The 12,539-nt window shown below is 31.4% G+C and carries 10 protein-coding genes; 8 read left to right on the top strand and 2 right to left on the bottom strand.

Features of this window, described 5'->3' with window-relative positions; genetic code table 11:
* Nucleotides 1–109: 109 nt before the first annotated feature.
* Complete coding sequence (gene thyX, locus OT390_RS00125; RefSeq protein ID WP_002853111.1) at nt 110–733, top strand: FAD-dependent thymidylate synthase; 624 nt, start codon at nt 110–112, stop codon at nt 731–733.
* A 119-nt stretch (nt 734–852) separates the two neighbouring features.
* A complete protein-coding gene (locus OT390_RS00120) occupies nt 853–2,238 on the top strand; it encodes a cation:dicarboxylate symporter family transporter (protein ID WP_052795004.1) in 1,386 nt (461 codons plus the stop codon).
* 39 nt (nt 2,239–2,277) lie between these two features.
* Here the strand turns inward: OT390_RS00120 and OT390_RS00115 are convergent, their stop codons facing one another.
* Both OT390_RS00115 and purB read right to left on the bottom strand, forming a co-directional pair.
* Nucleotides 2,278–4,647 (bottom strand): ribonucleoside-diphosphate reductase subunit alpha, encoded by a 2,370-nt coding sequence (locus tag OT390_RS00115; RefSeq protein WP_002859734.1) that lies wholly within the window; start codon nt 4,645–4,647, stop codon nt 2,278–2,280.
* A 15-nt stretch (nt 4,648–4,662) separates the two neighbouring features.
* Nucleotides 4,663–5,991 (bottom strand): adenylosuccinate lyase, encoded by a 1,329-nt coding sequence (gene purB / locus OT390_RS00110; protein ID WP_002857713.1) that lies wholly within the window; start codon nt 5,989–5,991, stop codon nt 4,663–4,665.
* Nucleotides 5,992–6,068: 77 nt separating this feature from the next.
* On the opposite strand from purB, the gene OT390_RS00105 reads away from it, so the two are divergent.
* The 6 genes from OT390_RS00105 (at nt 6,069) to dsbI (ending at nt 12,519) form a co-directional block, all read left to right on the top strand.
* Entirely contained in the window at nt 6,069–6,971 is a 903-nt protein-coding gene (locus OT390_RS00105) for an RluA family pseudouridine synthase (protein WP_002877921.1), read from the top strand.
* Between the two features lie 112 nt (nt 6,972–7,083).
* Nucleotides 7,084–7,962: a fumarylacetoacetate hydrolase family protein gene (locus tag OT390_RS00100; RefSeq protein ID WP_394535939.1), complete on the top strand. Its 879-nt coding sequence runs from the start codon at nt 7,084–7,086 to the stop codon at nt 7,960–7,962.
* 63 nt (nt 7,963–8,025) lie between these two features.
* Complete coding sequence (locus tag OT390_RS00095; protein WP_394535940.1) at nt 8,026–8,940, top strand: cytochrome-c peroxidase; 915 nt, start codon at nt 8,026–8,028, stop codon at nt 8,938–8,940.
* Entirely contained in the window at nt 8,930–10,708 is a 1,779-nt protein-coding gene (locus OT390_RS00090; RefSeq protein ID WP_002853148.1) for a methyl-accepting chemotaxis protein, read from the top strand. The genes OT390_RS00095 and OT390_RS00090 overlap by 11 nt, the downstream gene beginning before the upstream one ends.
* Nucleotides 10,709–10,813: 105 nt before the next feature.
* Nucleotides 10,814–10,981, top strand: coding sequence for a disulfide bond formation protein Dba (gene dba, locus OT390_RS00085; protein WP_002779270.1), 168 nt, complete (start codon nt 10,814–10,816; stop codon nt 10,979–10,981).
* 11 nt (nt 10,982–10,992) lie between these two features.
* Nucleotides 10,993–12,519 (top strand): disulfide bond formation protein DsbI, encoded by a 1,527-nt coding sequence (gene dsbI / locus OT390_RS00080; RefSeq protein WP_002859731.1) that lies wholly within the window; start codon nt 10,993–10,995, stop codon nt 12,517–12,519.
* The last annotated feature ends 20 nt before the right edge of the window (nt 12,520–12,539 follow it).

Raw genomic sequence — 12,539 nt, 5'->3', positions numbered from 1 at the left:
CCTTATTTTTTTATCTAATTATAGCTTGATAAAACTTTTTATTTCATTAGAATTTTAAGTAAAAAATGCAAGAATTACAAAAAATATTTTTATCAAAAAAGGAATAAGCATGCAAATCACTTTACTTTTTCACACTCCATTATCTGTTTGTTCTCATGCAACAAGAACTTGTTGGCAAAGCTTTGAAAAAGGCGATTGCGGTGGCGAAAAAGATAAAGAACTTATCGATCGCGTGGGCAACAAATTCAAACACGCTTCAACCTTAGAACATCTAAACTATACTTTTTATATACAAGGAATTTCAAGAGCTTGCTTACAAGAAGTTGCAAGACACCGTCACACTAGTCCTAGTGTAAAAAGCACGCGTTATACCTTAAAAGAACTTCGCAATGAAGCTGAATTTAAAATAGGAGATTTTGAAAATGCAAGCCGTTATCTTGTGCTTTGTGGCAATGAAGAGGTTGATAACGCAAGCATTAAAGCCTTAGAAAATTTACGCACTATTTTACAAAAAAGCATTAGTCTAGATATAGCCAAATACTGCTTACCAGAAAGCTATAAAACTGAACTTACACTAACGATTAATGCAAGAAGTTTGCAGAATTTCATTTCTTTGCGTAGTTCAAAATCAGCTCTTTGGGAGATTAGAAATTTAGCAAATGCTTTATTTGAAGCCTTGCCACAAGAACACAAATTTATATTTGAACATTGCTTACATAAAGATATAGAATAAATCATACTAATTTTATCTTATTTAAAATATTGTTATGCTACCATTTATAAAATCAAGCTTTACGCAAGTATATTTTCATATACCTTGTGCTTGATTATAGTTTCTTATAAGGACTTTTTATGGATAAACAATTTTTTCAAGATTTTCTAATGCTTTCACAAGCTCATACTATAACTACTCTTGCTATGCTTTGTGTTGTTTTTTACGCATTAAAAAAAATGCGGGATATAAAAATCAATTTTTCTCTTCGCATGCTATTTGCGCTTTTAATGGGTTTGGGGTTTGGTTTTGCTTTGCAATATTTGGCAAATTTTCCAGATGCTAAAGAAGCAAGTAATATTCTTTGGTATAGCGAAACAAAACATTGGTTTGCATTTGTAAGTTCTGTTTTTGTAGCTTTTATAAAAATGCTGGTTGTTCCTCTTGTAAGCATTTGCATTATAAAAGTAATTATAGAAATTGATAAAAATATCAAAATATCCTCCTTGCTTGGAATAAGTCTTTTTTGGATACTCTTTAGCACAGCCATAGCTGCAACCTTGGGTATATTTTTAGGTTATAGTTTTGATTTAGGAAGTAATTTTGCTATATATGAAGGAAATAAACAAATTCGCGAAATTCAAACTTTTTCAAATATTATACTAGGGCTAATACCTAGCAACATCATTGCAGCTATTAATAAAGAAAATATTATAGCTATTGTCATTTTTTCTTTTTTTATAGGAATTAGTGCTAAAAAAATTTCTAAAAAAGAAGAGTATGAACAAGCCTTTAAAAGTTTTCATAATTTTATCCTAACCTTTTATAATATTATGATGAACATGACTGCTACAGTTATTAGATTTATGCCTTATGCTGTAGTTTGTATGATGGCTAATGTGCTTTTAAGCAATGGTTTTGAAGCTATCAAAACAGCTGGACTTTTTATAATGCTTATTTATATAGCTATGTTTATGATGTTCGGGGTGCATTTTTTACTTCTTGCTTCACAAGGGCTAAACCCTATAAAATATGCAAAAAAAGCATTTCCTGTATGGTTATTTGCATTTAGCTCAAGATCTTCTTTGGGCACTTTGCCTATGACTACTTCAACTTTGCAAAATAAATTTGGAGTTAATTCAGCTATAGCTAATTTTGTAGCATCTATAGGTACAACAACAGGACTTAATGGTTGTGCGGGATATTTTCCAGCTTTAGCGGCAGTTTTTGTAGCTTTTGCTACACATACACATATTGATTTTACATTTGCTTTAATGATAGTTTTGGTAGCTGTTATTGGATCCTTGGGTATAGCTGGAGTACCTGGAAGTGCAACTATGGCAGCTTCTATTATGCTAACAGGGATTGGATTTGGTAATAATTTTGTCATGCTAAGTTTGATTTTAGCTATAGATCCTATTATAGATATGGCAAGAACAGCAAGTAATGTCTCAGGAGCTATGACTTCGGCACTTTGTACTGCAAAAAATCTAAAAGCCCTAGATAAAGAAATTTACAATTCTTAATTTCTTAAAACCCAATAATTTTTCATTGGGTTTTAGTATTTATTGGCAACCTTCACATTCTATGCTACGATCTGCAACATTGACTTTTTCACTATCAGGGCTTTCGCTTCTTAGATAATAAGTAGATTTTACTCCAAGCTCCCAAGCGAGTTGATAAATTTCATTTAAATATCCCCCACTTGCTTTATCAAGCGATAAAAAGATATTTAAACTCTGCCCTTGATCGATCCATTTACCACGCACAGCAGCAGCCTTTACAAGAATTTTTTGATCAAGTTCGTAGGCTGGAGTATAGTATTGCCAAGTATCAAGGCTTAAATTTGGCACAACAACAGGTATCATACCACTTAAATTTTGTTCAAACCACTTTCTTTTGTAAACAGGTTCTATAGTCTGCGTAGTACCCACCAAAATAGAAATAGAAGAAGTAGGTGCAATGGCCATCAAATAACCATTTCTCATACCATCTTTTTTAACTTTTTCTCTAAGTTTAACCCAGTCGCATTCACTTTGATCAAATAAGCCCTCTCTTAAAGTTAAAGCTTTAGCCTTAGGACTTGCTACATCAATAGGAAAAATCCCCTTGCTCCAATTTGATCCTTCAAAATCCTCATAAGAACCTTTTTCAAGAGCTAAATTTGAACTCGCATTAATAGCCTCAAAGCTAATTTGTTCCATAATCTCATCGATTTTATTTAAATGCTCATCGCTTCCCCAATAAATCTTAGCTTCAGCAAGCATTTGTGCCTCACCCATGACTCCAAGACCTATGGCGCGAGATTTTAAATTTGTATCTTTTACTTTTCTATGAGGATAAAAATTTAAATCTATCACATTATCAAGCATACGAATAGCCGTTGGCACAACACGCTCTATATCTTCTTTAGTATATACTTTGCTAAGATTTATACTTGCTAGATTACAAACGGCTGTTTTTCCATCATTTTTATATTTTTCTACTATATAAACTTTATTACCATCAATACTATCTAAAGTTGAGATTTTTTTGGCTGGTTTTTCATATCCCCCATCGATCGCAACTTTTTGTTCTTCATCAAAATGAAGTTCATCTCCATTTTCAAAAACTACTTTAATTTGATAATAATTTGGCTCGGTATTTTGAAAAATTTCAGTACATAAATTTGAACTTCTAATAATTCCTACATGAGCATTTGGATTTGCTCTATTAGCACTATCCTTAAAACATAAAAATGGCAAGCCTGTTTCAAAATAATTTAGCAAAATTTTCTTCCAAAGCTCTTTAGCTTCTACGATTTCTTTGGTAATGCTTTCATCTTTTTCATATTCTTCATAGCGTTTTTCAAAAGCCTCGCCATATAAATCACATAAATCTGCTGTATCTGCAGGATCAAAAAGAGTCCATTTATCATTAGCTCTTACTCTCTTCATAAAAAGATCATTGATCCATAAAGCAGGGAAAAGTTCATGGGCACGGCGTCTTTCTTCACCTGAATTTTTACGCAAATCAATAAAATCACTTATATCCATGTGCCAAGGTTCTATATAAACAGCTATAGCTCCTTTTCTGGTTCCTAGCTGATCTACTGCCACGGCAATATCATTAGTAATTTTCAAGAAAGGTATAATCCCTCCTGCGGCATTTTTATGCCCATCTATGCTTCCACCCATAGCACGCACTTTAGACCAATCCCAACCTATACCGCCACCAAATTTAGAAAGCAAAGCCATTTCTTGGTAAGAATCAAAAATACCTTCAATATTATCAGGGGTTGATCCTATATAACAAGAACTAAGCTGATGGCGCGTTGTTCTTGCATTAGATAAAGTCGGAGTTGCAAGCATGAGTTCAAATTTAGAAATTAAATCATAAAATTTCTTCGCCCATTCTTGAGGATTAAATTCATTCTGCGCTAAAAACATCGCAATGGCCATAAACATTTGTTGAGGAAGTTCTATAGGCATACCTTTACTATCTTTAATCAAGTATCTATCATATAAAGTTTTAATACCAAGATAAGTAAATTGCATATCGCGTTCAGGTTTAATATAAGCATTTAAATCATCTAAATCGTATTTTTCTTTAAGACCAAGTAAGATTCTTCCTTCTTTTTCGCCCTTTTCAAAATACTCACGCAAATGATTATAGCGATTCATACCATTAACTTTTTTATATAAATCAAATAAAAAAAGTCTAGCTGCAACAAAGGTCCAATTTGGACAATCAATATCTATCTTATCTACTGCAGTTTTAATTAAAGTTTTTTGAATTTCTTCAGTTGAAATTCCATCACGAAATTGAATCTTTGCATCGAGTTCAAGTTCGCTTAAATTCACACCTTCTAAATCTTTTACAGCATCAGAGGTGCATTTTTTGATCTTAGAAACATCCAATTCTTCTGTACGACCATTTCTTTTAATAACTTTCATTGCCTTCCTTGCTTTTTATTTAAATGTTCTTTTAAAAATTACATCAACATTTTTTGTATAGTAGTTATAATCGAAACATTTTCTTACATCCTCTTCGCTCAAACTTTTTCTTAAATCTTCATCGCTTAAAAGCGCTAACAAAAACAAACTTTCATTTTTTTCATTGATAGCAGCCTTACCATTTTGCAAATCTGCCCAAACTTTCATAGCGTTTCTTTGAACTATTTTATAAGCTTCTTCACGACTAATGCCTTTAAATGGAAGCTCTAAAAGCACCCTCCCTGAAAATACAAGCCCGCCTGTAAGATTTAAATTTTTCATCATATTTTCAGGATAAACTAAAAGCTTATCAATCAAATTTGTAAGACGCATAAGCATAAAATCAGCCGTGATAAAAGCATCAGGCAAAATAAATCTTTCAACACTAGAATGAGATATATCTCTTTCATGCCAAAGTGCAACATTTTCTAAAGCTGGAGTTACAAAAGATCTAAGCACACGACAAAGCCCTGTGATATTTTCACTTAAAACAGGATTTCTTTTATGTGGCATAGCTGAACTTCCTTTTTGTCCTACACTAAAATACTCTTCAGCCTCATAAACTTCAGTTCTTTGAAAATGTCTTATCGCTACAGCGATTTGCTCACAACTTGAAGCTAAAATTGCAATAGCAGAAATAACTTGAGCATAACGATCTCTTTGGATCACTTGATTTGAAACAGGGGCAGCTTTAAGACCTAAATTTTTACAAACTTCTTCTTCAAATTCTAAAGGAGCATGAGCAAAATTTCCCATTGCACCACTGATTTTTCCATAGCTTATCACTTCTTTTGCATGTTCTAAAAGCTCTTTTGCATGCAAAATTTCATCATACCAAATAGCTAACACTAAACCAAAAGTGATAGGCTCTCCATGAATTCCATGACTTCTTCCTACCATTAAGGTATTTTTATGCTCCAAAGCACGCTTTTTGATCACTTCTAAAAGCAAAGAAACATCTTCTAAAATAAGCTCCAAACTCTCTTTTATCTGTAAAGCAACAGCCGTATCTATACAATCAGAACTTGTCATTGCATAATGCACAAAACGACTCTCTTCTCCCAAACTTTCACTTACACTTGTAAGAAAAGCGATAACATCGTGTTTTGTGGTTTTTTCTATTTCGTCTATTCTTGCAATATCAAATTTTGCATTTTTAAGAATTTTTTCGCAGTCTGTGTCATTAATGAGACCGAGTTTATTCCAAGCTTTTACAGCGGCTAATTCTACTTTTAACCACGCATCGTATTTTGCTTGCATGTCCCATTTTTTAGCCATGATTTCTCTGCTATATCTTTCAACCATCTTTGAAACCTTTTTAGCTATAATTTTATATTTTAAAAAACAGAAATTATATCAAATTATCCTAAGAAAGTTATTAAATGGCTTACATAAAAATAAAACTCTCAAATAATGGAAAAAAGGCATTTCAAGTCCTTATGGAAAATTTAAAAATTAGCATAAATGAAGCACAAAAACTCATAGACAAAAAAAGACTTTTTTGTGATGGAATTTTAGTAGAAGAAAAGAATGAAATTTTAAATGGTTTAGTAGAGCTTATAGTCTATGAAAACAATCCCAAAGGAGTAGAAATTGTCTTTGAAAATGAAGACTTTGCCATACTTGAAAAAGAAAGTGGGATCTTAAGTCATCCAAATGGTAGACATTGTAAATACAGTCTTAGTGATGAAATTTGGCATCTTTGGGGAAAAGAAGCTTGCGTAGCACACAGACTTGATAAAGAAACGAGCGGACTTATACTTGTAGCCAAAAATAAAAAAGCTCAAATTGATCTTAAAGCTTTGTTTGAAAAAAAACTGGTTCAAAAAGAATACCTTGCTCTAGCTAACGGAAAAATAGAAGAAAATTTTATAATTGATAAAGCCATAAATTTAGCCAAAAACTACGATGATGTAAAAACAAGGATGCAAATTTGTAAGGAAGGAAAACAAGCTATCACTGAGTTTGAAATTTTAGAATACTTTCCTAAAATCAACGCTACTCTTTTACTCTGCAAACCCTTAACAGGCAGACAACACCAAATAAGAGTGCATTTACACTATAAAAATCATACCATTTTAGGCGATCCACTTTATGGGCTTAGCAAAGAACAAATCGAAAGTATTTTAGATGAAAAATTAACCCCCAAAGAACGCTTAAAACTTACAGGTGCCTTGCGTTTGTGTTTGCATTCTTATCGTTTGAAATTTCAATATAAAAATCAAAATTTTAATATCAACTCAAAAATAAACATAAAAGAAATTTTCAACAATTCTATAAAATAAAATGATGTTTCACTACGCTACAATCAATCACTTTTTTACCAAATTTTAAAACAAAAAAATAATTCTTGCTAAAACTTTAAGTATAATTAAATAAAAAAGCGAGATTTTCCAAATGAAATTTGTTAATTTTATACAGGGTCAAAAACCCAATCTAGGAGTACTAAATTCTAGTGGAAAAATTGTAAGTTTTGATGATCTTGGCATTGAAGCTAACGATATGAATGAATTTATTATCCATTTTGATAAATTTAAACACAAACTTACAGACTTGGATTCTAAAATAGCCTATGAAATTCCACAAGAAAATTATCTAGCCCCTATTATAGAACCTCGTCAAGATATTATATGTCTTGGGATTAATTTTTTAGATCATGCCAAAGAATCTGCCAAATTTAAGGGTGAAAAATTTGAAGAAAGAGAATATCCTGTATATTTTGGAAAACGTTGCAATCAAGCTACGCCACCTTTTGGCGATATACCTTTACATGCAGATGTAACTTCTCAGCTTGATTATGAATGCGAGCTTGCATTTATTTTAAGTAAAGATGCTTATAAAATCAAAGCTAAAGATGCAAAAGATTATATCTTTGGCTATACTATTATCAATGAAATTTCAGCTCGCGAACTTCAAAAACGCCACAAACAATTCTACCAAGCAAAAAGTCTTGAAGGTAGCACTATAATGGGACCTTATATCACAAGCGTAGATGAAATTTCTTATCCTCCTAAACTCCAACTTCAAAGCTATGTCAATGATGAACTACGCCAAAACTCTAACACTCAATTGTTTATTTTTGATATTGCTTATGTCTTAGAAGAACTTAGTGCAGGCATGCTTTTAAAAGCTGGAAGTATTATATCTATGGGAACTCCTAGTGGAGTAGGTATGGGGTTAAATCCACCTACTTTTTTAAAATCAGGAGATAAAGTACGTTGCGTTATAGAAAATTCAGGAGAACTTTGTAATAAAATAAAAAATATCAATTATTAAATAATTTACTAAAATTATACTATAATGGCATTTTAAAAACTTAAATTAAGGCAGAAATTTATCATGAAAAAAATAATAATGATTTTATGTTTATCTTATGTAAATATAGTCTTTGCAGTAGATATGATAACCCCTATTCCAAATTCCATCTCTTATGATAAAGAAAAAGCTGAACTTGGAAAAAGTCTTTATATGGATAAAAGTTTATCTAAAGATGGAAAAGTTTCATGCAATACTTGCCATAGGCTTGATCAACACGGTGTTGATGGGCTTGAATTTTCAATAGGAGTTGATAATCAACTCGATAAACCCTTTAACACTCCTACAACCTTTAATTCTGTGTTTAATTTTGTGCAATTTTGGAATGGCAGAGCTAAAGATTTAACAGAACAAGCTATGGGACCTTTTTTCAATCCAAAAGAAATGGGGCTAAGTCCTGAACTTCTTTTACAAAAAGTTAATTCAAATGAAAATTATGTAAAAACTTTTAAAAAACTTTATGGAGAAGTTACGGTAGAAAACATAGCCCTTGCAGTTGCTGAATTTGAAAAAACCTTAATCACCCCAAATTCTCCTTTTGATCGCTATCTTAGCGGGGATCAAAATGCTATTTCAACTCAAGCTAAAAAAGGTTACGAAGATTTTAAAGCTAATGGCTGCATCTCTTGTCATCAAGGTCAAAATATAGGCGGGAATATGTTTCAAAAAATCGGTATTTTTGAAGAATACCCAAACCAAGAAGATTTAGGGCGTTATGAAATCACAAAAAGAGAAGCTGATAAAATGGTATTTAAGGTTCCTAGTCTTAGAAATATAGCCAAAACCGCGCCTTATTTTCATGATGGTTCTATACCTACTTTAGATGCTTGTGTTCAGTTTATGGCTTACTATCAACTAGGAAAATTTTTAGATCAAGAAACAGTTGACAATATAGTTGCATTCTTAGAAAGCTTAACAGGAGAATATCATGACAAATAAAAAAAGTTCATTTTTGATAAAATTTATTATCTTATCTATACTAGTTTTGACTTTCATTCTTGTTTTATTGGCTATTATTTTTAATAACTATTCTTCATCTAAAAATAACAAAGACTTGATAAACATAGTTCAGCAACTAGAAATTTCAGATGAAAAAATCAATTCTATTTTTCAAAATAGTTTTAATTTTATCAACTACGATCCAAGTGTGCAAGCAATAAAAAAAATGCAAGAAAACTTTACAAAACTTAAAACTTTTGGGATTGACATAAACAAAGCAGAAGAAATTTTTAATGCCAAACTAATCCAGCTTAATTATTTTAAATCCGCAAATTCCATAGCAGTAAATTCAAAACTTTATTTATTTGAACTAGCTAAAAATTATTTTGAAGAATTGGAACAAAACCATGAAACAAATAAAAACAACTATAAAACAATGAGTTCTATGTTAAGCGTTCTTTCAACTGAAAATATTTTACAAAAAACAACACTAAATCAACTCAACAATCTTATGAAAGAAATCAAAAATGATACAAAAAGTGAAAATTTACAACTTTTTTTAAAACACTATAAAATGATTGTAAAGCAAATTTCTATTATGCAAGATAATTCTTCTATTTATGAGAATAATTCTCTCATGAAAGAGTTAAAACAACTTAACACTTTTACCCAAAATACTATAGAACAATCTAATTTATTTAAATTTTATATCGCTTTAGCAGTATTTGGAATCACTCTTGTATTATTTGTATTTTTTATTTTATTAACACTAAAAAAAGTCATCATGCCAATTCATACTTTAGAAAAACTAAGCGCTAATTTAGCTAGCAAAGAAGCCAATCTACACTCTCGTTTAAATATAGATCCAAAAAGTGAGCTTGGACAAAGTGCTCAATATATTAATTCATTTATTTCCACCGTTCAAAACTCAATCATAGAAGCCATAGAAAATGCTAAATCAAGTCATCAAAATTCACAAAAACTCAAAAACAACTCTATGATGCTTGAAAACAGCTCTAATTCGCAACATGAACAAATTCAAGGAGTTAAAGAAATCACTCATGTTTTAGATGATCATATCAATCTTGCGGGAAATTTAGCACAAGAAAGTATAGAAAATATGCAAGATATGCACATACTAATGGATAAAGTAGAACTTACTCTATCTGAACTTGTAAATTTAATAAATGAAAACAATGAAAAAGAACAAAATATAGTAGCCAATATGGACAATCTAACCCAAAGTGCGGATAATATTATAGAAATCACAAACTCCATTAAAGACATAGCTGATCAAACTAATTTACTTGCCCTAAATGCAGCTATCGAAGCTGCAAGAGCAGGCGAACATGGGCGTGGATTTGCTGTTGTAGCCGATGAAGTTGGACAGCTTGCTGATAAAACAAGTAAATCTCTTTTAAACATCAATGCTACTGTTAATACTATAGTCCAACAAATCAATGACAACAAAGCCTTAATGGATCTTATCCATGATTCTATGAAAGAAACCTCTTCAAAAACCAATGATTTACAACAAGAACTTGTAAATTCTATGCATAAATTGGAAAGCTCTATAGAATCAACCCAAACCATGAAAGATAAAAGCATGGAAGTAAAAGATAAAATGCTTATCTTAGGAACAAATATAGATAAAGTTAACGAACTTGCAAATTCTGTTAAAGATTTATCATGTGAAATCAATAATATCTCTCAAAATGTTCTAAATGGTGCCTCTAAACTCTCCGAAAAATTAAGTAGCTTTCAGTAACTTTTTTCACGTTAATTTAACTTAACGTGAAATTTCAATAAAAATTTTATTTTTAATTTATGTTTTTCAAGTAAAATTAGCAGTTTTTATTTCAAAGGAGATACTATGGAGTTTCTTGAACTTTTATTAGTTTTAATCGCCTTGATACTGATTATCAAAAAACCAGAAAAAGAAAATTTGGCTTTTGGTTTGGTAATGGTAGCTTGGCTTTTAATGGTTTTTTTCTATGTTGGCCACAAAACAGGCGCACTATTAACAATAATGAATCTGTAAGGAAGGGCTAAATGAACGAAATCAATAAAACAAAAAATTTCTACACACTAATGTGTTTAGCAGGCTTTTTGATTATACTCTTGCCTGTAGGTATTGCAAATTTGATATTTGGTTATATGTTGGGCGATAGTCCTTGCACGCTTTGCTGGGGACAAAGAGAAGCAATGATCTTTATCGGTGTAATGGCGCTTTTCATTGTTCGTTATGGTATGAAAGGTAAATACCTTGCTGCTCTTTTAATCATGACAGCAGTAGGGCTTTATCAATCTTTTGCTCACTATGGTAATCACGCTCATAGAGATTTAGATCAAGGTTTTGGTTTAGCAGTTTTTGGTATCCATACTTATTTTTGGGCTGAAGTAGTATTTTGGGCTGTTGTATTGCTCTTAGGTGTGATTTTTGCTTTTGCTCCTAAATTTAATGCTTTTGAAGCTGAACTAAATGGAGAAAAGTTTAGAAAATATACTAAATTTAGCTTTGCAGCAGTTTTAATCAGTGCTATCATCGTAGCATCAAATGTTTTCCAAGCCTTTGTTAGCACAGGTATTCCTCCTTATGTAGGACAAGGCGATCCTGTAAGATTTAGTTTAAATCCAAAATACATCATTTGGAGTAAAGAAGGTTGGAATGGTTTATGGCAAAATATTTCTTTCTTAGGAAAACGCGATGTTAAAGCTCCTGATTATGCTTTTGCACCTGCAAGTGAAAAACTTGGCATAAAATTTGATAATGATATCAACAATGCTCCATTTGCAAAAATCAATGATGAGCTTAAAATCACAAATGAACAAACCATAAATTTTGACAAAGCCATCAATACTCTTGATTATATCAATAACGAATTTGTAGCAAGTTCTAAATGGGATGTAGCTTTCTTAGATAATAATTTTAGCGTTAAAGAAGGTTTTGAACTTGATCCTTATTTTTCAGCTACTATTGATCCAATCATCGGTATCATACCTTATATGAACGATAAATTCATTCTTATGGGCTCAAACAAATCTTTCTTAAGATTTGCAAAAAATCCTAATGCAAGTGAAGAAGATATCGCTAAACAATACGCTGACTTTGTAAAAGGCAATGATAAATTTAAAGGTCAAGGCGAAAGTTTAGGTCGCGGAAGACTTGATACCGTAAGAGCAAAATTTAACCATGTAGCAAGTATGACTACAGATGGAAATTATCTTTATCTTGCAACTGTTCCAAACAACAAAGACGCTAAAACTTTTGTAATCTCTAAAGTTTCTTTAAAAGATCGTGTTCTTTCAGGAGAATTTACTCCAAAAGCAAATCTTAAAGAAGGTAAAACTTTAGGCGATCTTTATGTAACTTCTATGACTTTTAAAGATGGGGAAATTTATGCACTTAGCAAAAATCACAATGTGATTGCCGTAATTGATCCAGTCAAAGAAGAAGTAGTGAAAACTATCGCTTTCCCAAGCTCTATCACTAATGCTAGAAGCATTTTCTTTAAAGATGGAAAAATCAATATTCTTTCTTATCAAGATGGAGCAAACAAGCTTTATACTTTAAACTAAGCTTTAAGTCCTAGTGAAAA

The organism is Campylobacter sp. CFSAN122748, from assembly GCF_045277125.1.
Taxonomy (GTDB): domain Bacteria; phylum Campylobacterota; class Campylobacteria; order Campylobacterales; family Campylobacteraceae; genus Campylobacter_D; species Campylobacter_D jejuni.
This window is presented reverse-complemented; position numbering and strand designations above follow the sequence as displayed.

Excerpts from the sequence above, each read along its gene's own strand:
- OT390_RS00105 (WP_002877921.1), top strand. The coding sequence starts at position 6,069 with ATGGCTTACATAAAAATAAAACTCTCAAATAATGGAAAAAAGGCATTT.
- dsbI (WP_002859731.1), top strand. The coding sequence starts at position 10,993 with ATGAACGAAATCAATAAAACAAAAAATTTCTACACACTAATGTGTTTA.
- OT390_RS00115 (WP_002859734.1), bottom strand. The coding sequence starts at position 4,647 with ATGAAAGTTATTAAAAGAAATGGTCGTACAGAAGAATTGGATGTTTCT.
- purB (WP_002857713.1), bottom strand. The coding sequence starts at position 5,991 with ATGGTTGAAAGATATAGCAGAGAAATCATGGCTAAAAAATGGGACATG.
- OT390_RS00100 (WP_394535939.1), top strand. The coding sequence starts at position 7,084 with ATGAAATTTGTTAATTTTATACAGGGTCAAAAACCCAATCTAGGAGTA.
- OT390_RS00090 (WP_002853148.1), top strand. The coding sequence starts at position 8,930 with ATGACAAATAAAAAAAGTTCATTTTTGATAAAATTTATTATCTTATCT.
- OT390_RS00095 (WP_394535940.1), top strand. The coding sequence starts at position 8,026 with ATGAAAAAAATAATAATGATTTTATGTTTATCTTATGTAAATATAGTC.
- thyX (WP_002853111.1), top strand. The coding sequence starts at position 110 with ATGCAAATCACTTTACTTTTTCACACTCCATTATCTGTTTGTTCTCAT.
- dba (WP_002779270.1), top strand. The coding sequence starts at position 10,814 with ATGGAGTTTCTTGAACTTTTATTAGTTTTAATCGCCTTGATACTGATT.
- OT390_RS00120 (WP_052795004.1), top strand. The coding sequence starts at position 853 with ATGGATAAACAATTTTTTCAAGATTTTCTAATGCTTTCACAAGCTCAT.